Origin of the sequence: Marinobacter sp. C7, from assembly GCF_022343555.1 — a bacterium.
Taxonomy (GTDB): Bacteria; Pseudomonadota; Gammaproteobacteria; order Pseudomonadales; family Oleiphilaceae; genus Marinobacter.
In genome coordinates, this window is the sequence record NZ_JAKQZH010000002.1 from 544,989 (window position 1) to 571,301 (window position 26,313).

Annotated in this window: 20 protein-coding genes; 14 read left to right on the top strand and 6 right to left on the bottom strand. The window is 60.7% G+C overall.

The genetic code is table 11. The features are described 5' to 3' along the window. The first annotated feature begins 18 nt into the window (after positions 1 to 18). Entirely contained in the window at positions 19 to 1,380 is a 1,362-nt protein-coding gene (locus MD273_RS12410) for a DUF1329 domain-containing protein (protein WP_502846057.1), read from the top strand. 69 nt (positions 1,381 to 1,449) lie between these two features. After that, entirely contained in the window at positions 1,450 to 1,758 is a 309-nt protein-coding gene (locus MD273_RS12415; RefSeq protein ID WP_239038101.1) for a DUF6316 family protein, read from the top strand. Here MD273_RS12415 and MD273_RS12420 read toward each other — a convergent pair. Then, complete coding sequence (locus MD273_RS12420) at positions 1,743 to 2,912, bottom strand: acyl-CoA dehydrogenase (protein ID WP_239038102.1); 1,170 nt, start codon at positions 2,910 to 2,912, stop codon at positions 1,743 to 1,745. The genes MD273_RS12415 and MD273_RS12420 overlap by 16 nt on opposite strands. 171 nt (positions 2,913 to 3,083) lie before the next feature. Between MD273_RS12420 and MD273_RS12425 the strand changes: the two genes are divergently transcribed. Then, complete coding sequence (locus tag MD273_RS12425) at positions 3,084 to 4,445, top strand: hypothetical protein (RefSeq protein WP_239038103.1); 1,362 nt, start codon at positions 3,084 to 3,086, stop codon at positions 4,443 to 4,445. A gap of 33 nt (positions 4,446 to 4,478) precedes the next feature. On the opposite strand, the gene MD273_RS12430 is transcribed toward MD273_RS12425, so the two are convergent. Continuing rightward, positions 4,479 to 5,408, bottom strand: a complete 930-nt coding sequence (locus tag MD273_RS12430) for a 2-hydroxyacid dehydrogenase (RefSeq protein WP_239038104.1) — start codon at positions 5,406 to 5,408, stop codon at positions 4,479 to 4,481. Between the two features lie 275 nt (positions 5,409 to 5,683). On the opposite strand from MD273_RS12430, the gene MD273_RS12435 reads away from it, so the two are divergent. From MD273_RS12435 to MD273_RS12460, 6 genes are all read left to right on the top strand, one after another. After that, positions 5,684 to 6,508, top strand: a complete 825-nt coding sequence (locus MD273_RS12435; RefSeq protein WP_239038105.1) for an IclR family transcriptional regulator — start codon at positions 5,684 to 5,686, stop codon at positions 6,506 to 6,508. 306 nt (positions 6,509 to 6,814) lie between these two features. Further along, positions 6,815 to 8,908, top strand: a complete 2,094-nt coding sequence (locus MD273_RS12440; RefSeq protein ID WP_239038106.1) for a 3-hydroxyacyl-CoA dehydrogenase NAD-binding domain-containing protein — start codon at positions 6,815 to 6,817, stop codon at positions 8,906 to 8,908. Positions 8,909 to 9,108: 200 nt separating this feature from the next. Next, positions 9,109 to 10,293 (top strand): acetyl-CoA C-acyltransferase, encoded by a 1,185-nt coding sequence (locus tag MD273_RS12445; RefSeq protein WP_239038107.1) that lies wholly within the window; start codon positions 9,109 to 9,111, stop codon positions 10,291 to 10,293. Between the two features lie 18 nt (positions 10,294 to 10,311). Next, the gene (locus MD273_RS12450) at positions 10,312 to 12,114 is read left to right on the top strand and encodes an acyl-CoA dehydrogenase (protein ID WP_239038108.1); all 1,803 of its coding nucleotides are present in this window, start codon (positions 10,312 to 10,314) and stop codon (positions 12,112 to 12,114) included. A 171-nt stretch (positions 12,115 to 12,285) separates the two neighbouring features. After that, positions 12,286 to 13,392, top strand: a complete 1,107-nt coding sequence (locus MD273_RS12455) for a zinc-binding dehydrogenase (protein ID WP_239038109.1) — start codon at positions 12,286 to 12,288, stop codon at positions 13,390 to 13,392. Between the two features lie 10 nt (positions 13,393 to 13,402). After that, on the top strand, positions 13,403 to 14,818 hold the full coding sequence (locus tag MD273_RS12460) for an aldehyde dehydrogenase family protein (protein ID WP_239038110.1): 1,416 nt from the start codon (positions 13,403 to 13,405) through the stop codon (positions 14,816 to 14,818). Positions 14,819 to 15,015: 197 nt separating this feature from the next. On the opposite strand, the gene MD273_RS12465 is transcribed toward MD273_RS12460, so the two are convergent. Then, positions 15,016 to 15,597 carry a QsdR family transcriptional regulator gene (locus tag MD273_RS12465; protein WP_239038111.1) on the bottom strand — a complete coding sequence of 194 codons (582 nt, stop codon included), beginning with the start codon at positions 15,595 to 15,597 and terminating at the stop codon, positions 15,016 to 15,018. A 55-nt stretch (positions 15,598 to 15,652) separates the two neighbouring features. Between MD273_RS12465 and MD273_RS12470 the strand changes: the two genes are divergently transcribed. The 5 genes from MD273_RS12470 (at position 15,653) to msrA (ending at position 20,552) form a co-directional block, all read left to right on the top strand. Beyond that, the gene (locus MD273_RS12470) at positions 15,653 to 16,627 is read left to right on the top strand and encodes an NAD(P)H-dependent flavin oxidoreductase (RefSeq protein ID WP_239038112.1); all 975 of its coding nucleotides are present in this window, start codon (positions 15,653 to 15,655) and stop codon (positions 16,625 to 16,627) included. Between the two features lie 146 nt (positions 16,628 to 16,773). Next, positions 16,774 to 17,061, top strand: coding sequence for a hypothetical protein (locus MD273_RS12475; RefSeq protein WP_239038113.1), 288 nt, complete (start codon positions 16,774 to 16,776; stop codon positions 17,059 to 17,061). 35 nt (positions 17,062 to 17,096) lie between these two features. Beyond that, complete coding sequence (locus MD273_RS12480; protein WP_239038114.1) at positions 17,097 to 17,798, top strand: response regulator transcription factor; 702 nt, start codon at positions 17,097 to 17,099, stop codon at positions 17,796 to 17,798. A 3-nt stretch (positions 17,799 to 17,801) separates the two neighbouring features. Then, the gene (locus MD273_RS12485) at positions 17,802 to 19,283 is read left to right on the top strand and encodes a sensor histidine kinase (RefSeq protein WP_239038115.1); all 1,482 of its coding nucleotides are present in this window, start codon (positions 17,802 to 17,804) and stop codon (positions 19,281 to 19,283) included. 105 nt (positions 19,284 to 19,388) lie between these two features. Then, positions 19,389 to 20,552: a peptide-methionine (S)-S-oxide reductase MsrA gene (gene msrA, locus MD273_RS12490; protein WP_239038116.1), complete on the top strand. Its 1,164-nt coding sequence runs from the start codon at positions 19,389 to 19,391 to the stop codon at positions 20,550 to 20,552. 7 nt (positions 20,553 to 20,559) lie between these two features. Here msrA and MD273_RS12495 read toward each other — a convergent pair whose 3' ends face one another. The 3 genes from MD273_RS12495 to MD273_RS12505 form a co-directional block, all read right to left on the bottom strand. Next, on the bottom strand, positions 20,560 to 21,288 hold the full coding sequence (locus tag MD273_RS12495; RefSeq protein ID WP_239038117.1) for a 3'-5' exonuclease: 729 nt from the start codon (positions 21,286 to 21,288) through the stop codon (positions 20,560 to 20,562). Next, positions 21,278 to 23,155, bottom strand: a complete 1,878-nt coding sequence (locus MD273_RS12500) for a putative nucleotidyltransferase substrate binding domain-containing protein (RefSeq protein ID WP_239038118.1) — start codon at positions 23,153 to 23,155, stop codon at positions 21,278 to 21,280. The genes MD273_RS12495 and MD273_RS12500 overlap by 11 nt, the downstream gene beginning before the upstream one ends. Before the next feature lie 139 nt (positions 23,156 to 23,294). Continuing rightward, positions 23,295 to 26,300 (bottom strand): parallel beta-helix domain-containing protein, encoded by a 3,006-nt coding sequence (locus tag MD273_RS12505; RefSeq protein ID WP_239038119.1) that lies wholly within the window; start codon positions 26,298 to 26,300, stop codon positions 23,295 to 23,297. Positions 26,301 to 26,313: the final 13 nt, after the last annotated feature.

Below are 26,313 nucleotides of genomic sequence, written 5' to 3' on the forward strand. Positions count from 1 at the left end.
AACCCAAAGGTGAGCACTATGACTACCACAAGAACCCTTATCTACGGAGCTGTAACCGCAGCGATAATGGCTTCCGCCAATGCGGGGGCCGCGGTATCGGCTGACGAGGCCGCCAAGCTGGGGGACACGCTGACCCCGATCGGTGCCGAAAAGGCAGGCAATGGCGATGAGATCCCGGCCTGGACCGGCGGGCTGACCGACGCCCCCGCCGGATACCAGGGCGACGGCCGTTATGTTGATCCCTTCCCGGGTGACCAGGAGCTGTTCCGCATTGATCAGAGCAATGTGGATCAATACAGCGACAAGCTGACACCGGGCCAGGTTGCCATGATCCGGAAGTACGATGACTACTTTATTCCCGTGTACCAAACCCGGCGCACGGCGACCTATCCGGACTTCATCCAGGAAAAGAGCAAGGAAAACGCCACCACGGTTGAGCTGGTGGAGAGTGGTAACGGCTTGCAGAACTACCAGACTGCCATTCCGTTCCCCATTCCCCAGAATGGTCTGGAGGCGATTTTCAACCATATCACCCGTTATCGGGGTGGCTCGTTCACCCGTAACGTGGCCCAGGTGACGCCGCAGCCCAACGGCGACTTCAGCCCGGTGAAATTCACCGAGTCTTTCACCGAGCGCGTGGCGCTGGAGGACTACGATCCGGCGGAAGACCCGAACGTGATGTTCTACTTCAAACAGACCATCACCGCGCCGTCCCGTCTGGCCGGTAACGTCCTGCTGGTTCATGAGACCATCAACCAGGTCAAGGAGCCCCGCCGGGCCTGGCTGTACAACTCCGGCCAGCGCCGGGTGCGCCGGGCACCGAACGTCGCCTATGACGGTCCGGGTACTGCCGCCGACGGCCAGCGTACCTCGGACAACCTGGATCTCTACAACGGCGCACCGGACAAGTACAACTGGGAACTGGTGGGCAAGAAAGAGCTGTATATTCCCTACAACTCCTACCGGCTGGCCAGTGCCGATCTCAGCTACGAGGACATCATCAAGCCGGGTCACGTCGACCAGGAACTTGCACGCTATGAGCTGCACCGTGTCTGGCACGTCCGTGCCACTCTCAAGGACGGCGAGCGTCACATTTACGAGGTGCGCGACTTCTACATCGATGAGGACACGTGGCAGATCGCTGTGGTCGACCACTACGACGGCAAAGGCAACCTCTGGCGCGTCGCAGAGGCGCACGCCATGCAGATTTACGATGCCGACATCCCGGCTTATGCCTTTGAGTCCCTGTATGACCTGCTTTCCGGCCGTTATCTGGTCATGGGCCTGACCAACGAAGAGGAAAACCCCTACGAGTACGGCACAGAACGGAGTTCACGGGAGTATACCCCAGCGGCACTCCGGCGCGCCGGTGTCCGCTGATTCCAGTACCAAAGACCGCAGGTCCGCCTCCCGGGCGTGAGCCCGGGAGGTTTTCAGGAGGTGCTCCAGATGATTGATGTGCTAACCCAGATAGGCTTGCTTGAGATCGAAAACCGGCTGGTTTATCGGAATGGCAAGTGGTTTGTCCGGACTCGTGAGATTCCCGAGCGGGGGCCTTACGACACTCGTCTGGAGGCTGTGGAGGGGCTGTACCGTCACGTCGCGATCTGCACCGGCAAGCTCAGCCATTGCGATCATGACGAGGCGGCGGCGTTCATGCAGCACTCGGTGCAAAAGTGCTGCCAGCAGTCATGCGACCTGTGCGCTGACCTGCTGGCAGTACTGCCGGTCGCAACCGCGATTCAGCTGAACGCCTGAATTCCGGTCTGGCCACGGCCAAGAATCAGGGCGTGAACATCGTGGGTGCCTTCGTAGGTGTTCACCGCTTCCAGATTCATCACATGCCGGATCACGTGGTACTCATCCGCGATGCCGTTGCCACCGTGCATGTCGCGGGCAACCCGGGCAATGTCCAGGGCCTTGCCGCAGTTGTTGCGCTTGAGCAGTGACACCGCATCCGGGGTGGCAATGCCGGCATCCATCATCCGGCCGAGCTGCAGCACGGATTGCAGGCCGATGGTAATTTCGGTCTGCATGTCCACCAGTTTCTTCTGGATCAGCTGGTTGGCGGCCAGGGGCTTGCCGAACTGCTTGCGCTCCAGGGTGTAGTTGCGGGCCGCATGCCAGCAGAATTCCGCCGCGCCCAGGGCGCCCCAGCTGATGCCAAAGCGGGCCTTGTTCAGACAGCTCAGCGGACCTTTCAGACCTTCCACTTCCAGACGGTTCTCCTCGGGCACGAACACCTCATCCATAAAGATGGAGCCGGTGTCAGATGCCCGCAGGGAGAATTTGCCCGGAATCTTGGGCGTGTCCAGACCCTCGGCGCCTTCGCGTTCGATGACAAAACCATTCACCTTGCCATCCAGTTTGGCCCAGACCACACAGATGTCCGCGATTGGAGAATTGGTAATCCAGGTCTTGGAGCCGCTCAGCAGGTAACCGCCATCGACCTTTTTCGCGCGGGTTTCCATGCCACCCGGATCGGAACCGTGATTGGGCTCGGTCAAACCAAAGCAACCAACGTATTCACCGGAAGCCAGTTTCGGGAGGATGCGTTGTTTCAGCGCTTCCTTGCCGTAGGAGAAGATCGGGTACATGACCAGGGATGACTGCACACTCAGGGCCGAGCGATAGGCCGAATCCACCCGTTCCACCTCCCGGGCGATAAGGCCATAGCAGACATGGTTCAGCCCCGGGCCGCCATATTCTTCCGGCAGGGTGGCCCCAAGCATGCCCAGTTCACCCATCTCGTTAAAGATGTTGCGGTCGAACTTCTCGTGGCGGTTGGCCTCGATGATGCCGGGCATCAATCTCTGATCACAGAAACTCCGGATACTGTCGCGAACCTGGCGCTCGGTCTCGTCCAGTTGTGCATCGAAGTTCAGCAGGTCATTCCAGGGTGCGGAAGCCATTCGTATTCTCCTGCAGGCAATGAGCGGGAAGCCCGATCATAAGATTTCCCGGCTATGTGTGTTAATATGGTTTCGTGTAGTGAAACACAGTTTTGTAAATGGGCGGCAAAAGACTAATCCGGGTATTATGGAAATGCAAGCAGTGATCAATTGGTATCGGTCAGGCCGGATATGAACGGGATTCTGAAATGGCTTATGTCGCTGGCGGTGCTGACGGAGCTGGTGGCCATCTGCCTCGGGCACCGGGGGCTCAGCGCGTTTGCCGGGCTGATGTTCGTTTCTGCTTTCCTGGCGGGCGCGCGGCGTTTGCAGGGTTATTCCCGGATGCTGCTGTTGGTCGCCCTTGCAGTGCTGGTGGGGCTTGCCGCGCACGGAGTGCTCGAGGCAGCCCGGTTGGTGAAGGCGGCGTCGGATGCGGCGTTCTATTCGGCGTTTTTGGGTAGCCTGGGGATGATGCAGTGCCTTGTTCGGCGCTTCGAGGTGCTGCGCCGCATTCACGATGTACTGCTGGGTGGCCGTCCGCTGTGGTTATATCCCAAGTACGCGGTGGTAAGTTGTGGCATTGCCTCGGTACTGAGTTTCGGCATGATGAGTCTCCTGTGCGGAACCCTGTCCGAGACCTTGCGGGAAAGGGGGATTACCGGCGAATCCCGTCTCCAGTGGCTGCGCAGTGTTCTGATCAGCGCCCTGAGGGGCTTTGCCCTGGTACCGCTGGTAGCCCCGACCAGTGTGGCTGTTGCCATTCTCACCCGGGAGCTTCCCCAGTTGAGCTGGTCCTTGTTGTTGCCTTTCGGGCTGGTTGCCGCGGCTTTGTTGATTCTGGTGGGCTGGGTACTTGAACAGCAACGTTTCCGCCGGGTCAGCAGTGAAAGAATCGCGCTGGAGAGCTGGCCGGGAGGGACCGGTCGCCTGTTGATCCTCATTGGCGTGGTGTTTGCGGTTATGGCGGGCCTTGTGGCCGTTACCGGTCTCAAAGTGTCCGTGGCGGCCATGCTGGCTGTGCCCTCCGTGACGCTGCTTTACATGCTCTGGACGGAACGCAGCCTGATTAGGGTATTGCAGGAAGGCGCGGAGCAGGTCGGAACCATGAACAATGAGATGGCCATATTTGCTGCTTCGGCGATTCTGGGGGTGGCCCTGTCAGCGGTAATACCCGCCGACGCTCTGACGGGACTGGTAACGAGTGGTAGCGGATTGTTCCTGTTGGCGGTGCTGGGAATGCTGATGATGCCGATGTTTTCGATGATCGGGATCATACCGATCACCGTCCTGAGCGTTCAGGCCGGACTGCTGCCGCAACTGGTGGCCGCCGGGATGAATCCGCTGCCGGTGGCTGTGGCCCTGGTGATCGGCTTCTCACTGGCCATGATGCTCTCGCCGTTTGGCCCGTCGGTGATGTTGCTCTCAAGATTCGGTCAGGTGTCACGATGGGCGGTGGCATTCCGCTGGAACGGGCGATTCGTGTTGATTGCTGTGCCCCTGCTGCTGGTATTGACGGCCCTGGTGGCCTGGCTGGCACCGACCGTATCGTAATCGGTGCCGCCACTCTTCGCGTTTTCCCGGTGTTCAGTAGCCCTTGGCGGTATCGACAATGCCTGAAATGGGGCGGCCCCGTGCATGATCCCGGATTTTACCGGTGATCTGTTCCAGGGTTGCATCCCGCAGGGTTCGGGCCGATATGTGCGGAGTAATGGTGATTTCACTGCGCTGCCAGAAAGGATGCCCTTCGGGCAGCGGTTCCTTGCGGAACACATCCAGAGAAGCCCTGGCCAGTTTGCCCTCGTCCAGGGCCCGTAGCAGGTCTTCTTCCACCAGGTGTTCACCCCGGCCGACATTGATCAGTACGGCACCGGGCTGCAGCTGACTCAGCAATTCATAGTCGATGAGGTCCCGGGTTTCATCGGTCAGGGGCAGGGTGTTGACCAGTACCCGGGTGGATTCCAGGAAATCGCCAAGCTGGTCCGGGCCAGCATACGTGTTGATGCCCTCAAGTTCGTGCTGGCCCCGGGCCCAGCCGTGTACCCGGTAATCGAGATCCGCCAGGGTGCGGGCCACGCGCTTGCCAATATGCCCGAGCCCCATAACGCCCACCGGCCATTCGCTGCGCTTTATCGGGCGGTGGATTTTCCAGATGCCCCGGCGTTGCTGCTCCCGGTAGGTTTCCATCTCACGACTGGCCTCCAGTAATTGGTGCAGCACGTATTCGGCCATCTGCACCGACATGCCCGCGTCCTCCAGGCGCACCACCGTGAGATCTTCAGGCAGGTTGGGCACCTTCAGCAGCCCGTCGATCCCGGCTCCGAGGTTGAATACCGCCTTGAGATGCTTCTCCCGTTCGAACAGTTTCGCTGGCGGTTGCCAGACAATCGCATAGTCGGCATCAATTGCCGGGCCCTCGGGGTCCCAGACATGGACCTCGGCTTCCGGAAGCAATTCCTTGATGGGAACCGTCCAGCGCTCTGGCTTGGGGTCACCTGCTACAAATAGAACCTTCATTTGGCCTCCCGGGTCGTAACTGACTATTCAGACTGCTAATTTGTTTTGCAATGCAGAATAAGGTATCGATTAATTGCCGTAAAGGCGATACTCGGTATCGCCCTGCGAGCTTTATTTTGAAACATAACCCAAGAGTGTTTCATATTTGGCACGAGTTTTGAAAAGACTTTCTGGTACTTGATTTACGCAGCGATTAAAATACCGAATCTTTGGTTATTCATCAGATTCATATCCCGCACACCGGAGCAGGCGACGCGGTTGGAGGACGCCCCATTATGGCAAGAACAAAACAGAGTTCACCGGAACTGAAAGTGGCATCGGGTGACGGTGAGCCGGTCAAGCCGGAAAAGGATCGCAAGTTCGTCGAGGCCCTTTCCCGTGGCCTGGACGTGCTCCGTGCTTTCAGCCAGGGCTCGGTCATCCTGGGTAACCAGGACATTGCCCGCATCACCGGCCTGCCCAAGCCGACGGTGTCCCGCATGACCTACACCCTCACCAAGCTTGGCTATCTGAGCTACAACACCCAGCTGGAAAAGTACCAGCTCAGCTCCGGAGTACTGGCACTGGGTTACGCCTACGTTTCCAACCTCAAGGTGCGTCAGCTGGCCAAACCGTACATGGATGAGTTCGCGCGCCAGACCAATATGTCCGTAGGCCTGACCTGCCGTGACCGCCTGCACATGATCTACGTGGAAAACCGGCTGCCGCCCGAGGCCTCCCTGCTGCGCATGGAGATTGGTCTGAAACTGCCGATGGCCACCACCTCTGCCGGCCGTGCCTACTACTGCGCCATCAGCGACAAGGCCCGCAAGATGATCGACGAGGCCATGGCCGACAAATACGGCGATGCCTGGCCGGAAAAGAAAGAGGGCCTGGAACAGGCCATGAAGGACTACAAGGAGCACGGCTTCTGCCTGTCCCTGGGGGAATGGGACCGCAACATCAACTCCGCGGGTGTGCCGATCCACCTGCAGGACGGCACCATCATGGCCCTGACCTGCGCGGCGCCGTCTTACCTGGTATCCGGTGAGAAGCTTCGTGGCTCCATTGCCCATCAGCTGGCGATGCTGGCGGGTGATATTGAATCGCTGGGTGTCTAACTGCCAGACCTTGGGGTAGTAGCCGGCGGGCAGGGCGATCCGAAACACGCTGTGAATACGTCCCTGTACGCTCTGCTCCGCCATCCCTGGCTCCGCAAGGTTTCGGATCGCCCTGCCCGCCGCCTCCCATGACTGGCGGGTTGACGCGTCCCTGGTCCGGGAAAAACAAAAAAACCGCAGAGGAAATTCTGCGGTTTTTTTGTGTCTGTAGTTTAATGGATGGTTGAAACCGTCCGGAAACTTGTATTAAATCGTACGCATGTTTCGCTAGTTAAAATCACATTTCAATTAAGGCGAGGAGAGATTATGTCTGAGGTCGTAAGCTATAACCGGGAAGGCAGTATCGGCGTTATTACCGTGAACTATCCGCCGGTCAATGCCCTCGGCCATGCTGTTCGTTCCGGGCTGCTGGAAGCCCTGGAGCAAGGCCAGAAGGACACAGACGCCAAGGTACTGCTGCTGGTGTGCGAAGGGCGCACGTTTATTGCCGGCGCTGACATCCGCGAATTCGGCAAGCCGATGCAGGAGCCGTCGCTGCCGACGGTGGTCAATACCTATGAAAACAGCGACAAGCCGCTGGTTGCCGCGATTCACGGCACCGCCCTGGGGGGGGGCCTGGAAACCGCGTTGAGCTGCCATTACCGGGTAGCCCTGAGCAGCGCCAAGGTGGGCCTGCCGGAAGTGAAGCTGGGCCTGTTGCCCGGTGCCGGTGGTACCCAGCGCCTGCCGCGCCTGACCGGTGCCCAGAAGGCGCTGGAAATGATCACTACCGGTGAATTCGTCGGGGCCAAAGACGCCCTGGCCCTCGGTATTCTGGATGCCGTGGAAGAGGGCGACGATATCCGCGCCGTGGGCCTGGCGTTTGCCCAGAAGATCGCAGACGAGGGTAAGCCGGTGCGCCGGGTTCGGGACATCACCGACAAGATTGACGCGGAAAAGGGCAGCGATGTCTTTGACCAGTTCCGCGAAGGTTTGAAAAAGCGGGCCCGCGGCCTGTTCTCACCATTCAAGTGTGTCGATGCCGTGGAAGCTGCCTTCAACCTGCCTTTCGAGGAAGGTATGAAGCGCGAGCGTGAACTGTTCATGGAGTGCATGGAATCGCCCCAGCGCGCGGGCCTGATCCATTCCTTCTTTGGCGAGCGTGAGGCCTCCAAGGTCAAGGGGCTGGCCAAGGACACGCCGGTTCGTGACGTGAAAAGCGTGGGCATCATTGGCGCCGGCACCATGGGTGGCGGTATTGCCATGAACTTCGCCAACGTGGGCATTCCGGTCACCATCGTTGAGGTTAAGCAGGAAGCGCTGGACAAGGGCCTGGCGATCATTCGCCGCAACTACGAGAACTCTGCGAAGAAGGGCAAGCTCACCCAGGAACAGGTCGAGCAGCGTATGGCGCTGATTACGCCGAGCCTGACCTACGACGATTTCCGGGATGTTGATCTGGTGATCGAGGCGGTGTTTGAGAACATGGCCATCAAGAAGGAGATCTTTGCCAAGCTGGATGAGGTCTGCAAGCCGGGCGCCATCCTGGCCTCCAATACCTCCACCCTGGACATCGACGAGATCGCTTCCGCCACCGGGCGTCCCGAGGACGTGGTGGGCATGCACTTCTTCAGCCCGGCCAACGTCATGAAGCTGCTGGAGAACGTGCGCGGCAGCAAGACCTCCGACGAGGTGAAGGCCACGGTCATGGCCGTCGCCAAGAAGATCAAGAAGGTCGGCGTCATGGTGGGTAATTGCTACGGCTTCGTCGGCAACCGGATGCTGCACAAGCGCGGTACCGAGGCCATGTCCCTGGTGGATGAGGGCGCCACGCCGCAGCAGGTAGACAAGGTCCTGACGGACCTGGGCTTCCCCATGGGGCAGTTTGCCATGTCCGATCTGGCCGGTATCGATGTCGGTTACCGCATCCGCGAGGAGCGCCGCAAGGCCGGCGAAGACATCCCGGCCAGCTGGATGGACAAACTCGCCGAGCAGGGCCGTCTTGGCCAGAAGACCCAGGCGGGCGTCTACAAGTACGAGGAAGGCAGCCGCAAGCCGATTCCGGACCCGGAGGTGGAGCAGCTGATCGAGGAGTTCCGCAAGGAGCAGGGCATTACACCGCGCGAGATCACCGACCAGGAAATCCTTGAGCGTTGCATGTATGTGATGGTCAACGAAGGCGCCAAGATCCTCGAAGAGGGTATCGCCGACCGTCCCATCGACATCGACATCGTCTGGATCTACGGCTACGGCTTCCCGGCCTACCGCGGTGGCCCCATGTTCTGGGCCGACCAGGAAGGCCTGGACAACATCCTTGCAGCCGTCAAGAAGTACCAGGATACCGTTGGCGGTGAGCAGTGGAAGCCGGCGGCACTGCTGGAGAAGCTGGTCAGCGAAGGGAAGAAATTCGGCGACCTCTGATCTGAGTGAGGGGTGGGTTTGAAGACGGGGTCAGAAGAAAACGTTCTTCTGACCCCAGGTTGAGGGCCCCGCCCCGGAGTCTCATGAAAACGGGGTCAGATGAAAGCTTTCATCTGACCCCACCTTAACCAGCGTTTAACCCAAAATTCCGGGGTCAGAAGAACGCTTTCTTCTGACCCCTCCTTCACGGGAGCAAACCCATGTCTGAAGCAGTCATCGTCTCCACCGCCCGCACCGGCCTCGGCAAGTCTTACCGGGGCTCCCTGAACAACACCCACAGCGTGGACATGGCCGGCCATGTCATCAAGCACGCGGTCGAGCGCGCCGGCATTGATCCGGCCATCGTTGAAGATGTCATCATGGGGGCCGCGTTCCAGGAAGGTGCCCAGGGCCGGAATATCGCCCGCCTCGCGGCCATTCGCGCCGGTCTTCCGGTGACCACCGCAGGTTTTTCCATTAACCGTTTCTGCAGCTCCGGTCTGCAGTCCATTGCCCTTGCTGCCCAGCGCGTTGTGTCCGAGAAGGTGCCGGCGATGGTCGCCGGTGGCGTCGAGTCCATCTCCCTGGTGCAGAACGACAAGATCAACAGCTTCCATGCCACCAACGACTGGCTGATGAAGCACAAGCCCGAGTTGTACCTGTCGATGATCGAGACGGCGGACATCGTGGCCAAACGCTACAACGTCAGCCGGGAATCCCAGGACGAGTACTCGCTGATTTCCCAGCAGCGCACGGCAGCTGCCCAGCAGGCCGGCAAGTTCGATGACGAAATCGTACCGTTCGACACCACCATGCTGGTCAAAGACAAGGAAACCGGTGACGTCAGCGAAAAGCAGGTAACCCTGAACCGCGACGAGTGCAACCGCCCGAACACCACCCTCGAGGGCCTTGCGGGTCTGGAGCCGGTGCGTGGGCCGGACCAGTTCATCACCGCCGGTAACGCCAGCCAGCTCTCCGACGGCGCGTCGGTGTGTACTGTCATGAACAGCACCTATGCCGAGAAGCACAACATCGAGCCCATGGGGATCTTCCGTGGCTTCGCCGTTGCCGGCTGTGAGCCTGACGAAATGGGCATCGGCCCGGTGTTCGCCATTCCCCGGCTGCTTGAGCGTGCCGGTCTGACCATGGACGACATCGATCTTTGGGAGCTCAACGAAGCGTTCGCGTCCCAGGTCGTGTATTGCCGTGACCGCCTGGGCATCCCCATGGAGAAGCTGAACGTCAACGGCGGTTCCATCTCCATCGGCCATCCCTTCGGCGTGACCGGCTCCCGCATGACCGGTCATGCCCTGATCGAAGGCAAGCGTCGCGGAGCCAAGTACGTGGTGATCACCATGTGTATTGGCGGCGGCCAGGGTGCAGCCGGTCTGTTCGAAGTCGTGTAAAACCGGAGGAGCGTCGCCATGCAGCAGAAAATCATCAACACCCGCGATCTGGCGTTCCAGCTCTATGAGCTGCACGACGTGGAGCAGGTGCTTCGGTTTGAACGCTACTCGGAGCACAATCGCGAGACCCTGCAGGCGGCGCTCGACCTGGCCCTGAAAGTGGCGGCGGAAGAGTTTGCGCCACACGCCCGACTGGTGGACGAGGAAGAACCCGTCTTCGAGAACGGGCGCGTGGAAATGCGACCGGAAGTCCGCAAGGCCCTGGATGTACTCAAGGGCACCGGCCTGATGGCGGCCAGCCAGGATTACGGGCGGGGCGGCATGCAACTGCCGGCCGCCGTGGCCCAGATGTGCGTGGGGTTGCTGAAGGGGGCCAACGTCGGCACCCAGGGCTACGCCGGCCTGACGATCGCGGCCGCCAACCTGATCCTGGCTCACGGCAGCGAGGAACAGAAGACCCGCTACGCCGACCAGATGCTGGCGGGCCGGTTCTTCGGCACCATGTGCCTGACCGAGCCCCACGCGGGATCGTCCCTGGGCGATCTTCGTACCCGTGCCGAGCCCCAGGCGGATGGCAGCTACCGGCTGTTCGGCAACAAGATCTACATCTCCGGCGGTGATCACGAGCTGAGCGAGAACATCATCCACATGGTGCTCGCCCGCTTGCCGGATGCACCACCGGGCGTGAAGGGCATTTCCCTGTTCCTGGTGCCGAAAATCCTGGTGAACGAGGACGGCTCCCTGGGCGAGCGTAATGACGTGGCCCTGGCCGGTCTGATCCACAAGATGGGCTATCGCGGTACCACCTCCACCATGCTGAACTTCGGCGAAAACGGCGGTGCGGTCGGTTACCTGGTCGGTGAGCCACACCAGGGGCTTGCCGCTATGTTCCATATGATGAACGAGGCCAGGATCGGCGTCGGCCTCGGCTCGGTGATGCTGGGTTACACCGGCTACCTGCATGCCCTGGAGTATGCGCGGGAACGGCGCCAGGGCCGCCCGATTGGTGAAAAGGACCCGCAAAGCCCGCAGGTGCCGCTGATTCGTCATGCCGATATCCGGCGCATGCTGCTGGCCCAGAAGGCCTACGTGGAAGGTGGTCTTGCCCTGTGCCTGCAGGGTGCCATGCTGGTGGACGAGAAGAAGTTTGCGGAAACCGGTGAACAGCGTGAGTTGGCCGCCGGCTTGCTGGATCTGCTGACTCCCGTCATCAAGTCCTGGCCTTCCCGCTATTGCCTGGAGGCGAACAGTCTGGCCATCCAGGTGCACGGAGGGTATGGCTACACCCGGGAGTATCCGGTGGAACAGTTCTACCGGGATAACCGGCTGAACCCGATTCATGAAGGTACTCACGGCATTCAGGGTCTGGACCTTCTGGGCCGGAAGGTCTCCATGGCCGGCGGACGGTTTTATCAGGAGCTGATGGCCAAGATTGACGCCACCATTGGCGAAGGGCGCACAAAGCCAAGACTGGCCGACAGCGCCGAACGTCTGGAGGCAGCGGCACGGGCGATGGCGGGTGCCACCGAGGCCATCAATGCTGTCAAGGCCGGCGGTGACAAGGAAAAAGCCCTGGCCAACGCGACCCTGTACCTCGATGCCTTCGGGCAGGTGGTGGTCGGCTGGTTGTGGTTGCGCCAGGGACTGAAAGCCCTCGAGGGCCTGGCACGATCGGAGGGGCAGGACGATGCTTTCTACGAGGGCAAGCTCAAGGCCTGTGAATATTTCGCGACGTATGAATTGCCGGGTGTGGTGACTGCTGCCGAGCTTCTGGGTGCAGTCGACGAGACGGCGCTGAGCATGGCCGATGAGGCGTTTTGATAGGCCTTAAGAGGGGGTCAGAAGAAGGTGTTCTTCAGACCCCAGAGAGCGACGTTAAACCGGGGTCAGATGAATGCTTTCATCTGACCCCATCTTCACCTCCACCAACCCCAACGGGGTCTGATGAAAACTTCATCTGACCCCTCCTTAAACAAAAAAGGGGAGTAAAAAATGGACAGAAAAGCCAAAGCCGTGGTCTGCCGGGAATGGGGCCAGCCCGTCCAGGTTGAGACCATTACCGTTGAGGGCCCCAAGCGGGGTGAGGTCACCATCAAGATTGCCGCCTGCGGCGTGTGCCACAGCGATCTGTCCGCCACCACCGGCAAGATTCCCTATCCGCCACCCCTGGTGCTGGGCCACGAGGCTGCCGGAGTCGTGGTGGAAGTGGGTGAAGGGGTGACTGAATTCCAGGAAGGGGACCACGTCGTCAGTTCCTTCATCTCCATGTGTGGCAAGTGCCGCCAGTGCGTCCGGGGCCGGCCGGTGTTGTGTGAGAACGCCCGCAAAGCCATGTTTAATCTGCCGGATGGCACAGTGCGCACCAAGGGCGCCAACGGCGAGTCACTGAACGTGTTCGGGGCCTGCGGTGTGATGGCGGAGTACGCCACTATGCACGTGGACAATTGTGTGAAAGTGGACGACACCGTACCCATGAAGAACGCCGCCTTGGTCGGGTGTGCGGTGATGACTGGCGTGGGCGCCGTCTTCAACACCGCCCGACTGGAACCCGGCTCCCGGGCGGCCGTATTCGGTATCGGTGGCGTGGGACTCAACGCCATCCAGGGATGTGCCACCGCCGGTGCCGAGATGATCGTGGCAGTGGACAGCAACCCGAAGAAGCTGGAGATGGCCAGGGAATTCGGGGCCACCCACACGGTCAACATCAATGAGGTGGAGGATGCCGCGAAGGCTGTGAAGAAACTCACCGGTGGCGTGGACTACGCCTTTGAGTGTGTCGGCTCCGGCCCGGTGGTGGAGCAGGCCTACAAATGCCTCGGCCGTGGGGGCACCGCCGTGGTGGTGGGTGTTGCCGATCCGAAGGACAAGACCTCCCTGACTACCCTCACGTTGCCGGCGGATGAGCGCACGCTGAAAGGCAGCTGGCTGGGCTCTGCCCGCCCGCAACACGATTTCCCCAGGATCCTGGGACTTTACAAGGCCGGTAAACTCAAGTTGGATGAGTTGGTTACCCGGACCTACCCCATTGAAGAGGCTGCCCAGGCCTTCGATGATATGGTGGCCGGCAAGAACGCCCGTGGCGTGATCGTCTTTGATTAAGGGGGAGCATATGAACGAATTGAGCAAGAATTACATCAACGGCCAGTGGGTCGACTGGAATGGCGAGCTGATCGATGTCCACGAGGCCGGTACCGGCGATGTCATTGCCCGGGTGCCCGCCTCCGGTCGCGAGCAGATGGAACAGGCCATCGCCGCCGCCGACGCTGCGTTCGAGAGTTGGTCCGAAAGCAGCCTGGAGCAGCGCCTGAAAGTGCTGGAGCAGCTGCACGCGGGACTCAAGGAGCGGGCGCCGGAAATTGCCGAGACCGTGAGCCGGGAAGTGGGCATGCCGATCAAACTGGCCACACCCATCCAGGCCGGCATGCCGGCGGCGGTCACCAAGACCTACCTGAAGATGTTGCCGGAGTTCCCGTTCACCGAGCAGTCCGGCAATTCGGAGGTGCAGTACGCGCCGGTGGGTGTGGTCGGCTGTATCACCCCCTGGAACTACCCGCTGCACCAGGTGATCCTGAAGATCGTACCGGCCATTGCCGCCGGTTGCACCGTGGTGCTGAAGCCGTCGGAAATCGCGCCCCAGACGGCGTACATCCTGGCGGAAATCCTCGACGGCACCGATCTGCCCAAGGGCGTGTTCAACATGGTGTGTGGCCTCGGCCAGACCGTCGGCGACACCCTGATCAAGCATCCGGACGTACGCATGGTGTCCTTCACCGGCTCGACCCGGACCGGTCACCTGATCGCTCATGCCGCCGCCGACGACTTCAAACGCATTGCGCTGGAAATGGGGGGCAAGTCGGCCTCGGTCATTCTCCCGGACGCCGAGCTCGCCGGCGCGGTCAAAGGCACCGTGAACAACTGCCTGCTGAACTCCGGTCAGACCTGCACCGCGCTGACCCGCATGCTGGTGCCGGCGGACAAGCACGATGAGGCCTGTGAACTGGCGGCCGCCGCCGTGGCCAAGATGACCCCGGGCAATCCGCTCGAGGAAACCACCCGTCTGGGCCCGCTGTCATCCGCGCAGCAGCTTGATCGGGTGATCGACTACATCAAGCTCGGTATCGAGGAAGGCGCGACGCTGGTGGCGGGCGGTCCAGAAGCACCGGAAGGTTGTGAGAAGGGTTACTTCGTCAAGGCGACCGTGTTCGGTAACGTTAAACCGGACAGCCGCATCGCGCAGGAAGAGATCTTCGGACCGGTGCTGTGCGTCATCCCCTACAACGACGAGGCCGAGGCGATCCGCATTGCCAATGGCACGCCCTACGGTCTGTCCGGCGCCGTCTGGTCCGCTGATGACGACCATGCGAAGAAGGTCGCGGGCAAGCTGCGCACCGGTCAGGTGACCGTTAACGGTGGTGCTTTCAACCCGTTGGCGCCGTTCGGTGGCTTTGGCCATTCCGGTCTCGGCCGGGAGTTTGGCAAGTGGGGGCTGGAGGAGTTCCTGGAGGTTCGGTCGCTGCAGCTGTGAGGCGGAGTGGGCGTTGTACCTGGGGTCTGAAAAAGGGGTCAGATGAAAGCGTTCATCAGACCCCGACTTCACGCTCAAACCCGGGGTCTGAAGAAAGCCTTCTTCTGACCCCTTCTTAAGCCTTGCCCCCAAGCAGGATCCGAACTGCCGAAGTTCCCGGGGTCTGAAGAAAACCTTCTTCTGACCCCAGCTTCACCTCAGGCCTTGCCGCCCAGCAGGATCCGGACCGCGGTGCAGGCGTCTTCCAGCTCTTCATCCCGGGGTTCACGCCCCCCGAGGATGTCGCTGTAAAGGCAGGATTCGGCGAGACGGACCATGAATGAGGACAGGCTGTCTATGTTCATCGGCGGCGTGATGTAGCCCTTGGCTACCTGGTCCCGGAGCAGGCGGGTGTTTGCCTCGACGGTGCGGCTGCGCAACGTCGATTTGGATGAGGTCAGGATCTTGAGTGCGTACTCCGGATCTTCGTTGATGAAGCGGCGTAAAGGCTCGAAATGCATGACGGTGGAGTTGATGTGCCGGTAAACCCCGACCACGTAGTCAACACCGTGCCCCGGGGTGACGGCCAGCGCTTCCTGCCGGACCGGCTCGTAGAGCGACCAGAGGACTTCGCCAATCAGCAGGTCCTTGTTGCCGACCCAGCGAAACAGCGTGGCCCGGCCGATATTGAGTTCGTCCGAGAGGGATGCAAGGTGGATACGCTCGCCCTTCAGCCACATCCGCCGCGCGCGCTTGAAGGCATCGGCCGGTGTCGCTTTCGTTATTGTTCTGGCTGTCACTGGAACCTCTTATCCAAATTCGATTTCATTCTAACGACAAAAAGAGAACGCCGCTATGAAGACACGAATTACCGAGCTGTTTGGCATTGAACACCCCATCATCCAGGGCGGCATGCACTGGGTCGGCTACGCCGAACTGGCAGCGGCGGTATCCAATGCCGGTGGCCTGGGTATCCTGACAGCCCTGACCCAGCCGACGCCCGAGGATCTGGCGCGGGAAATTGCCCGATGTCGGGAAATGACGGACAAGCCCTTCGGTGTCAATCTCACGTTTCTGCCGTCGTTCAAGGAGCCGCCCTATCCGGACTACATCCAGGCGATCATCGACGGCGGTGTGAAAATCGTGGAAACCGCCGGCCGGAGCCCGGAAAAGTACATGGATCAGCTGAAAACTGCCGGTATCCGGGTGATACACAAGTGTACCTCGGTGCGCCACGCCCTCAAGGCCGAGCGTATCGGTTGTGACGCGGTCAGCGTCGATGGCTTTGAGTGCGCCGGCCACCCCGGCGAGGATGACATTCCCAATTTCATCCTGCTGCCGCGGGCCGCCGAGGCACTGACCATTCCGTTCGTGGCCTCCGGTGGCATGGCGGATGGCCGGAGTCTGGTGGCTGCCATGGCGCTGGGCGCCGAGGGTATGAACATGGGCACCCGCTTTCTGGCGACTCGCGAAGCCCCGATACATGAGCGGGTGAAAGAGACCATTGTCGACTCGGATGAATTACAGACCCGGCTGATCATGCGCCCGCTCCGGAATACCGAGCGGGTCCTTCGCAACCGGGCCGTGGATGAAATCATCCGCATTGAAGCCGAGAAGGGCGACGCCACCACCATTGACGACATCCGCCACCTGGTGACTGGCGCCAAGGGCAAGCTGGTACTCCACGAGGGCCGCATGGACGAAGCGGCCTGGAGCTGCGGCATGGTGGCCGGACTGATCCACGACATTCCCAGCTGCGACGAACTGATCAGCCGGATCATGGCCGAGGCCAATGCCATTGTGCGTGAGCGACTGGCCAGCTTCCTGTAGCCGGCGACAGGCGTGATCATTTCGTGATATTTCCGCGATAGACTCTTTATCCGGGTGTGACGCTGCCGTAAATCTATGCTGCGAATCTTTTCCGTGAGGCGGGCCACTGGTGCCCGCACCCTTGAGAACCACACGGAGAGATTATCATGCAATCACTGACACGAATGTTTGTGGCCGTCATGCTGGGCGTTGGCGCCTCGTTTGCTCTTGCCGACGACATGGGGGCGTCCGACGAGACCATGAAAGACGACGGGATGATGGCGGAAGAATCCATGGAAAAAGGCATGGAAAAAGAGGACATGACCAATGACATGGAGCACGGCATGAAAGACGATACCATGAAGGGTATGGAAGAGGACGACATGGACAGCATGTCCATGGACGACAAGACCATGCCCATGGACGACACTATGGACAACGACACCATGGAATAATCATTGCCGGAAATGCCCATCAGGGCCAGGAAACCATGACGCGAACCGTACTGATCATTGAGGATAACCCCGGTATTGGCGAGTTGGTGCGTATGCAGGTGACCGACCTGGGTATGCGGGCCATTCTTGCCGGCCGTGGTGATGAGGGCATCGAGCGTTTCCATCAGGGCGGGATCGACCTGGTGATCCTGGACCTGATGCTTCCCGGGATGGATGGCCTGGCGGTGTGCCGGGAAATCCGCTCGGGTACCGGTTACGTTCCGGTGCTGATGCTGACGGCCAAGAGTTCCGAGCTGGACCGGGTGCTTGGCCTGGAGATGGGGGCCGATGACTACCTGACCAAGCCGTTCAGCGTGGCCGAGCTGGCCGCCCGTATCAAGGCCCTGTTTCGCCGGGTCGATGCCCTGTCATCCGGGCACACCGACGAGAGTGAAACAGAAGAGGTGGTGGTGGAGGGCCTCCGGATAGATCCGGTTCGTCATCGCGTCTTCAGGAACGACCAGGAGGTTGAGCTGACTGCCCGGGAATTCGATCTGCTCTGGCATTTTGTTCGTCACCGTGGCCGGGTGTTCAGCCGTGCCCAGTTACTGGATGCGGTGTGGGGTTACAACCATGAAGGCTATGAGCATACGGTCAACACCCACATCAATCGGCTTCGGAACAAGATCGAGGCCGACCCGGCCCAGCCCCGATACATCCAGACGGTCTGGGGCGTCGGTTACCGGTTTATGGACTGAATCATGGCGCTGTCACTGTTCCGAACGCTCTATGCCCGGCTGGCGCTCGGTCTGTTCCTGCTGCTGGTCATTGTGGGCGGCCTGTTCACGTTCCTCAGCCTCTATTCGGTGCGTGAGTACACCGCTGCCGTCAATCAGGAACTCAATCGCGACCTGGCCCGGAATCTGGTATCCGACCGTAATCTGGTGACAGAGGGCCAGCTCGATCAGGAAGCCCTGAAAAAACTGTTCGACCTGTACATGACCATCAACCCGGGTATCGAGATCTACCTGCTGGGCCCGGAAGGCCAGATCCTGTCCTACTCCGCTGACCCGGACCGGATCAAGCGCAATCGGGTTTCCCTGGAGCCGATCCGGACTCTGCTTGCCCAACCCGGTGCTTTCCCGCTCCCGGGGGATGACCCCCGCAGTCACGACCGTCGCAAGGTGTTTTCGGTAACCCCTGTGCCTTTCGAGAATGGCCGCTCGGGCTATCTGTACGTCGTGCTCCGGGGCGAGGAATATGACCTTGCCGAGAGCATGGTGCACAGCAATCAGTTGCTGCAGATGGGGGCGGGAGCCCTGGCAATCAGCCTGGTTGTCGGCCTTCTGGCAGGGTTGGTGTTCTTTCACCTGCTGACGCGGAGACTGTCCCGACTGACCGAGCGGGTGGAAAACTTCGAAATTAACGGCGAGCTTCTGCTCCCGGAGACACGGGAATTCCCCGTCTCCCGGGGGGACGACATCGATTACCTGGCAGCACGGTTCGAACAGATGGCCGGTCGGATTGCCGCCCAGATGGATCTTCTGAAAGACAAGGACCACCAGCGTCGGCAGATGGTTGCCCAGGTCTCCCATGACCTGCGCACGCCACTGGCGTCTATCCAGGGCTACCTGGAGGCCCTGAAAATGAAACAGGCGGACCTGGATTCCGCTGAGCGAGCCCGTTTCCTGGACGTTGCCCTGGCGGAAACCTGGCGCCTCGGCCGGCTGGTCGAGGAGCTGTTCGAGCTGGCCGCGCTGGAAGCCCGGGAGAAACAGCCGTCCCCGGAACCCTTCATGATGGCAGAACTGCTGCACGATGTGGTCCAGAAACACCAGCCTGAAGCGGAGCGTGCATCGGTACGGCTCCGGATCACTGACGCTGACGGAGTCATGGTGATGGCGGACATTGCCATGACCGAGCGTGTCCTCGACAACCTGATCAGCAATGCCATTGCCCACGCCCCGGCCAACAGCGAGGTGGCCCTGGCCGTCCGGCAGGACGGGGATGCCGTGCTGCTGACTGTCTCGGATGCCGGCGCGGGCATCGACCCGCAAGACAGCGCCCACCTGTTCGAACCTTTCTACCAGGGGGGCGGGGCAGCAAACGCCGGTCATGCGGGCCTGGGCCTCGCCATCGCCCGGCGTATGGTGGATCTCCAGCAGGGTCGGATCGAGGTTCGGAACCTCGATCCGACCGGTGCCCAGTTCCGGGTCCGTTTGCCGCTCGCCAGCACCGGGTAACGCCCGGAAAATCCACGCCGTTATAGATTCGTAATACTCCGTGAACGGTTTCGTGAAGCCACAGGGTTAGGCTGACAGCATGGTATCAAACACAGGAGATGTACCATGAAACGCAGAAACTCAGGTTTTGCCCTCGTGCTGTCCCTGCTAGTGGCAGGCGTGGCATATACGTCACTCGCCACCGCAGACAGGCACGATACCGAATTCGCCCCGGAGAACCCGGACCTGGCGGTCGCGACCTTCGCTGGCGGCTGCTTCTGGTGTGTGGAAGCTGGGTACGAGAAGGTGCCCGGCGTGGTCGAGGCGGTTTCCGGCTATGCCGGTGGCAGTGTCGAAAATCCCACCTACAAGCAGGTCTCGTCAGGCAGCACCGGTCATACCGAGGCGGTCCAGGTCTACTACGACCCGGATGAAATCACCTACGAGGGGCTGTTGCAGGGCCTGTGGCGGATGATGGATCCCACCGACGCCAATGGCCAGTTTGTCGATCGGGGCAAGCAGTACCGGCCGGCGATCTTCTACCACAATCCCGAACAGAAGCGTCTGGCCGAGGCCGCCAAGCAGGAGCTGCAGGCGTCGGGTATCTACGACAAGCCGGTGGTGATTGAAATCGTACCGCTGGACACCTTCTATCCGGCGGAGAAGTACCACCAGGATTATTACAAGAAGAATCCATTGCGCTACAAGTTCTACACCTTCAATTCCGGACGCTACCAGTTCATCGAGAAAATCTATGGTGAGAACTATGAGCTGGATTTCTCGAAGTTCAGGCCGGCGGCCATGGAATCAGACGGGCAGAGCGAGGGCTTTGACCCGCAGGCCTTCGTGAAGCCCGACCGGAAAACCCTGAAGAAACGCCTGACCGATATCCAGTTCGAAGTCACCCAGGAGGACGGGACCGAGCGAGCCTTCAACAATGCATACTGGGACAACAAACGTCCGGGGTTGTACGTCGATATTGTGTCGGGAGAACCGTTGTTCTCTTCCAGGGACAAGTACAAGTCCGGCACCGGTTGGCCGAGCTTCACCCGCCCGATTCACCCGGATGCCGTGGTTGAAAGGGAGGATCGAATTCTGTGGACGACCCGCACCGAAATCCGTAGCCGTTATGCCGACTCGCACCTGGGCCATGTCTTCAATGACGGACCGGCCCCCACCGGGCTGCGTTACTGCATGAATTCTGCGGCGCTCCGCTTCATTCCCCTGGAGCAGATGGAGGCCGAGGGTTACGGGGAGTACATTGACGAGGTCACGGGGGAGCAGTCCTGACCCTCGTTCAGAGCCACAGATCCTTGACCGGCGTGTTGGGCCCGAAATGGTGGTAAACCTGGGCCTGCAGCAGCTCGGCGGTGGCGATGGCATCGATCAGCGCGTTGTGGGAGGCGTAATGGGGCAACCCATAGCGCAGCCGGCTGTCTGCAAGCCGAATCGATACGGGCTTGCGGCCCAGCAAACGTTGCCAGCGGCCCGGCCGCCGGTCGGGATACAGGTGGGCCTCAATCGCCATGGTATCGATCACCGGGAACCGGATGCCCTCCCCCAGTCGCCATTGCAGTGCCACATTGAAAAATGGCCGTTCGATCTCCCGGTAATGGACGACCGGGACCCGACCGTTCAGGTAGCTGAACATTTTGTCCAGGACCTCGGCCAGGTCCGGGGCTTTGTCGATGTCGGAGTGGGTGATGCCATGCACCTCGATGGAAGTTTGATGCAGGGGTAGTGCCGGGCGCACCACCTGGTGCCAGCAACGGCTCAGCTGAATACCGTTCAGGGTAAAGGGCACCAGACCGACACTGACGATGGAATGCTGGTTGGGGTCGAGTCCCGTGGTTTCGAAATCCACTGCCACCAGCGGGACATCCGACATCGGAGTATCCGGGTCGACGCAGCCCGCCTCGTAGAAGGCCTTGAGCAGCGGGGACCTGGCCTGGTCGGCCAGTGTCCGGTACTGCTCCGGCCAGGTGGCTTTCGGGTTGCTCACCTGATCATCCGGATTACTGGGCATTGCGGCCTACCTGAGCGTTGTAGCGGAAGCGCAGGAATTTCTGGGCGTTACTGACCACCTGGAAGGCGTCTTTGAGATGGCTTCTCTCGAAGGGGGAAAGATCCTCGGGCCGTACGTTGTTGTCCGGGGCCCGGCCGGCTTCGATAGCCAGGGCCTGGTGCCGGATCCGGACGATGGAAATGAATTCGAGCGCGTCGCGCAGGTTGCCGAGATCGTCCTCCAGAAGGAGCTTGGTCTGGCCGATGGCCTTGAGGCGCTCAAAGGAGTTCTGGGCCCGGGAGCCACAGGCCAGGGCATGGATCCGGATCAGATCCGACAGCGGGGCGGTGCCGCGCCGTTTCAGGTTGAAGGTCTTGCGGTGCTGGCCATCCTCTTCCAGAACGAAGGTGCGGAAAAAGCCCAGGGGCGGAGTCCGGTTCAGGGCATTGCGTGCCATCAGTGAGAGGAAGCGTTGGCTGTGGCTGGCCTTTTCCGCAACCAGCGCTTTGAGTTCCTCGGCAAAGCCGTTCTGGCCGTGAATTCCGTCCAGATCAAAGAATATGTTGCTGTTCAGCAGCGCGTCGGCCTTGGGGTTCTCTATCCAGTCCGTGAAATAGCCCTTCCACACCCGCAGCGGCTGGCGCCATTTCGGGTTGGTGGCCATGATCTCGCCGGTACAGTACTTGTAACCGCATTCCGCCAGGCCGTCGCTGACAAATTTCGCCAGCGCCTGGAAATATTCGTCGTGCTCGTCGGGCACGAAGCTGTCGTCCAGGATCATGGCGTTGTCCTGGTCGGTTACCACCAGCTGCTCGTCCCGGGCCATGGAGCCCAGTGCCATGAAACAGTAAGGAATCGGGGGCGGCCCCAGCTTTTCTTCGCCCAGCTCCAGCAGCCGCTGGGTGAAACTGCGGCCGATGCCGGCCATGGCACTGCCGATCATATGGGAGTTGGCGTCCTCGTTGACCATCCGGACAAAGGTATCGGGCACATCCCGGCTGAGCTTCTTGAGGCCCTTGACGTCGTTCTGGTGGTAGATGTTGCTGACCAGGTACAGGCTGCTCTGGCTCTCGTACTTGACGATGTCCGAGAGTGCGATGACGCCCCGCACCTCGTCCTTGTCCATGACCGGCAGGTGGTGGACGTTGTTGTGCAGCATCATGAGCATCGCCTCGAATATGTAGGCGCTGGCACGAATGGTGATCAGGCCCTCGGACATGATGTCGCTGATGGGGGTTTCCGATGGCAGGGCCTCGGTGACAGCCCGCGTGCGCAAGTCCCGGTCGGTGATGATGCCCTTTAACCTGGGCTCGTCGCCGCTCTCGTCCATCAGCAGCAGCGCCGAAACGCCCTGATCCGTCATGATCCGGGCCGCCTCCTGCAGCCGGACTGTGCAGGGCGCCGAGACCGGCGCACGGGAGATCAGACGGGTGACCTTTGACGTCATCAGGTCATTGGACTTCTCCCGACGGGACACCGCGGATCGCAGCCGGGACCGGTCCTCCGTCTCGACAAAATCGGCAAAACCGTCATCGTTTTCAAACAGGTACTGGAAAGTGGCCTCCGGGATCCGGTAGATGAGGGTATCCTCGAGCGCCTTGGCGGGGAAACGCACGGTCTTGTTCATCAGCAGCCCGAACTGGCCAAAGATATCGCCCTCTCCGATCCGGTTATAGAGTTCGCCCGAGCGTCGGAAGATCTCCACGGCACCACTGCGAATGTAATAGAGCCACGGGTTGTCCTGGCCGAACTCCAGGATCTGCGTGCCGGCCCGGAAATACTGAACCTCAACGCCGCCGACCACGTGATCAAGCAGCTCCTCGGGCATTTCGTCAAACGGGGGGAACTGGGCCATGTGGTTCCGGATATCAATGAGTTCCGCCTGCATATCGCTCCCTGGTGCGCCGTGGGTGAGGTCCGAAAGTTGTTGTTAATCAAGGACTATAGCAACCGGAGGGGAAACTGGCCATGAGGGTGGTGTATGGATGGCGACCGGAAGGTCGCCATCCATTGTCCGGGGAGGGCGTTTACGGGTTCAGGGACTGGAAGATGCTCTGGTTGCCACAGGCATCGCCGTTTTCGTAGTCGGTGTCCACTACGTTGTTGATCCAGTAATTCAGCAGCTCCACTCCTTCGGCGTGGGTAACGCTGCGGGCGATGGGCGGCATCCGCCTTTGAGGATCGGAATCATCCGCCAGCCGGCAGGACACAATCGAACTGTCGGCATCCCCGGGCACCACGATGTGCTGACGGCCACAGGAGCCACCGCCGGTGGCGGTCGGTTTCTTGCAGATACCGTAGCCGGCGTCCACGGTCCGGTAGTGGTCGAGGTAATACCCGGTATTGGAGGCGGCGCCACGATCGTTATGGCAATGCTGGCAGTTCACTTCCAGGTACGCGCGCAGGCGGGCCTCGACATCGGCGTTGGAGCCGGCAGTCTCGCCGCTGTCACCCGGCAGGTTCCAGTGGGGCAGGCGCTCAATGTTGGTGGCCACGCCGCGACCGTCGATCTGCAGGTCCGGCACGTTGGTCAGGATGCCCTGGTCCCGCCAGTACTTGAGCTGGTTGACCCGGGGGAACCCTCCCTGGCCCCGCGTGCCCATGAAGGCGGATTCGGGGGCGTAGGCACGGTTCAGGTTGCGCGGCTTCGGGCCGATCGGTGCACTGCCGGATTCCACGTCATCGTTGCTGTGGCAGGTAATGCACTGGTTGGCGTTGGGGATGGCGTAACTGTCGGTGCTGCCGGACAGCAGTTCCCCGGTGACCGGGTCCTGATAATGCCAGCTCACCGCCCGGGTACCGCCGCCCAGGGCGAGTTTTGCCACGGGATTGCCCTCACTGTCCTTGTCCCAGATATAGGTGGGACCATCCCAGAATGCCTTGCCGCTCTCGCTGACCCGCTTGATCAGCAGGCGGGTTTCCACCAGTTCCTCGGTGCCCTGGCTCTCGTCGGTAAAGGCAAAGGTCTTGACGATCACCGTGCCGGTGGGGAAGTGGATGGTGCCGTTCAGGTTGCCGCCGCCCTGGCCATCCATGTAGACCGCCTTTGTTCCCGGCGGCACGAAGGCGACCCGGTACTTGGTTGCATAGTCCGAGAACAGCTTGCTGTTGAGTACGAAAGGAACCCCGCCCTCGTTCGGCATGCTGCGGGGATCGTGGGGATCGGCAAACAGATTGTACTGGTCGAGTCTGGGACAGTTGACTGCCAGGGCCTCCCGGTTGACGCTGCCGGGTTTGCCTGTGTTGCTGCAGAGCCGGTTGATGTATTCCTCGCTTGGCGCCGGATCAATCGTGCCGCTGGGCTCGAATGGCGGGATCTCCACGCGAGGCAACTCTGGCAGGACCTTTCCGAACCGGGCCTGACAGTCGTGGACGGATTGGTCTGTGTCGGCGACCGCACCATCCAGACCTGCCAGTACCGATTGCAGGCCTTCCAGGGTGAGGATGCTGGTGTCCTGCTCTGCTGCCGCCAGGACGAGTTCCAGTCCCTCGGTGCCATGGAAATTCATGTACGGCTGGCTGTCCGGATCCAGCAGGTTGTCATGAAAACAGGAACCCCACTGGGGCAGTTTCCGTTCGCCTGCGTCGTTGAACTTGTAGGCGTTGTAGTGACACGACGGGTTCGGGTGCTCATTGGTGTGGATTGGCTTGCCGTTTTCATCGGCGGGCACAGGATCACCGTTGGCGTCCACCGGGTAGGGGCAGTCCGCATCCAGTTCGTCCAGTAACCCGTCCCAGACAATGTGCGCGCCCTTACCCGGATTGGTGATGTTTTTCAGGCCGATCAGCGTGGGCAGCACGGTTTCCACCTGACCTTCGAGCAGCACTTTCTCGAAGTTGGGTGGGGGCAGGTCGTAACCGGAGTTGCGCATCACGTTGTCGTGGATGTGCAGGCCTTCGGTATACGGGTCCAGCTTCTTGTCCGAGGTCTTGCCCTTGCCGTCGATCAGCTCATAGCTCGTATAGATGACCGCTGCAGTGCTGTGGTCCTCGAAGGTATTGTTGAAGACCTCGATGTTGTCGTAGCCCAGGGTGATGAAACCCGTGCCCCGGGGCACGGCGGACACCAGACCGCTGTGGGCGAAGTTGTAGGTGTTGTTGTTGCGGGCCACGTTGTCGTGCATCACCGAGGTGTCGCCGTACTGGGTGATGTTCTCCAGATCGTAGATCAGGAAACCGCCGGTGTTGCACTCGGCCACGTTGCTGTCGTATTCGCCGCCCTGGACGTTCTCGATCTCGAACCCCATAACGTTATAGATGGCCCGGCTGTTGCGGATGATCGCGGTGTTGGTCTGACCCACGTAGATGCCCGCATCCGAGGCGCCGACGGATTCGGAGTTGTCCACCAGGATGTTCTCCGATTCCACCGGATAGATGCCGTAGCGGCCACTGGCAGAGCTGGGGATGTAATCCGGAGTCGGGTCCCCCTCGTTCAGCGGCGGGTTGGTGCACTGCACGTCCAGCCTGCTGGTGTAGTTATCGGCGGTGATGGGGTCGCCACCGCCGGACCAGATGGCCCGCACATTCAGCAGCGTTCCCCATTTGACGCCCTTGAGCTTGAAGGCATCACCCGGGGAATCAGCGATGGTCAGGTCGCGCACGGTGATGCCGCGAACGTTGAGCGCTTCCAGACCGGTCACGTTGTCACTGTCACGGAAAGACAGCACGGTACGGTCCTTGCCACAGCCTTTGATCAGGACGTCCTCGGTGGCCTGGATCAGCAGGCCATGATCCAGCTCGAAAAAACCACAGCCGAATTCCAGGGTATCCCCCGGACGCAGCTGGATCATGGCGTTGATCATCTCGTGGGTGGCCTCGGGTCCGGGATCGACCCGGAACGTTCGGCCGTCACTGAAGCGTTCCACCCGGTTGCCGGCCACACTGTTTTTATCGCCCGCGTTCTCACCGGTCGGTGTTGCATCCGATGAGCCTCCGCCACCGAAGCAACCGGTGAGCAACACGAGGGCAGTCATTACGGAAATGAGGCCAAACGGACCCCGTTGCCGACGGTTCTGGATTCTGGTGAAGTTCATGGCTTGTTGTTCT

What these genes read in the sequence shown, in the direction of transcription:
- MD273_RS12410 (WP_502846057.1), top strand. Translation starts at nt 19, where the DNA reads ATGACTACCACAAGAACCCTTATCTACGGAGCTGTAACCGCAGCGATA.
- MD273_RS12415 (WP_239038101.1), top strand. Translation starts at nt 1,450, where the DNA reads ATGATTGATGTGCTAACCCAGATAGGCTTGCTTGAGATCGAAAACCGG.
- MD273_RS12420 (WP_239038102.1), bottom strand. Translation starts at nt 2,912, where the DNA reads ATGGCTTCCGCACCCTGGAATGACCTGCTGAACTTCGATGCACAACTG.
- MD273_RS12425 (WP_239038103.1), top strand. Translation starts at nt 3,084, where the DNA reads ATGAACGGGATTCTGAAATGGCTTATGTCGCTGGCGGTGCTGACGGAG.
- MD273_RS12430 (WP_239038104.1), bottom strand. Translation starts at nt 5,408, where the DNA reads ATGAAGGTTCTATTTGTAGCAGGTGACCCCAAGCCAGAGCGCTGGACG.
- MD273_RS12435 (WP_239038105.1), top strand. Translation starts at nt 5,684, where the DNA reads ATGGCAAGAACAAAACAGAGTTCACCGGAACTGAAAGTGGCATCGGGT.
- MD273_RS12440 (WP_239038106.1), top strand. Translation starts at nt 6,815, where the DNA reads ATGTCTGAGGTCGTAAGCTATAACCGGGAAGGCAGTATCGGCGTTATT.
- MD273_RS12445 (WP_239038107.1), top strand. Translation starts at nt 9,109, where the DNA reads ATGTCTGAAGCAGTCATCGTCTCCACCGCCCGCACCGGCCTCGGCAAG.
- MD273_RS12450 (WP_239038108.1), top strand. Translation starts at nt 10,312, where the DNA reads ATGCAGCAGAAAATCATCAACACCCGCGATCTGGCGTTCCAGCTCTAT.
- MD273_RS12455 (WP_239038109.1), top strand. Translation starts at nt 12,286, where the DNA reads ATGGACAGAAAAGCCAAAGCCGTGGTCTGCCGGGAATGGGGCCAGCCC.
- MD273_RS12460 (WP_239038110.1), top strand. Translation starts at nt 13,403, where the DNA reads ATGAACGAATTGAGCAAGAATTACATCAACGGCCAGTGGGTCGACTGG.
- MD273_RS12470 (WP_239038112.1), top strand. Translation starts at nt 15,653, where the DNA reads ATGAAGACACGAATTACCGAGCTGTTTGGCATTGAACACCCCATCATC.
- MD273_RS12475 (WP_239038113.1), top strand. Translation starts at nt 16,774, where the DNA reads ATGCAATCACTGACACGAATGTTTGTGGCCGTCATGCTGGGCGTTGGC.
- MD273_RS12480 (WP_239038114.1), top strand. Translation starts at nt 17,097, where the DNA reads ATGACGCGAACCGTACTGATCATTGAGGATAACCCCGGTATTGGCGAG.
- MD273_RS12485 (WP_239038115.1), top strand. Translation starts at nt 17,802, where the DNA reads ATGGCGCTGTCACTGTTCCGAACGCTCTATGCCCGGCTGGCGCTCGGT.
- msrA (WP_239038116.1), top strand. Translation starts at nt 19,389, where the DNA reads ATGAAACGCAGAAACTCAGGTTTTGCCCTCGTGCTGTCCCTGCTAGTG.
- MD273_RS12495 (WP_239038117.1), bottom strand. Translation starts at nt 21,288, where the DNA reads ATGCCCAGTAATCCGGATGATCAGGTGAGCAACCCGAAAGCCACCTGG.
- MD273_RS12500 (WP_239038118.1), bottom strand. Translation starts at nt 23,155, where the DNA reads ATGCAGGCGGAACTCATTGATATCCGGAACCACATGGCCCAGTTCCCC.
- MD273_RS12505 (WP_239038119.1), bottom strand. Translation starts at nt 26,300, where the DNA reads ATGAACTTCACCAGAATCCAGAACCGTCGGCAACGGGGTCCGTTTGGC.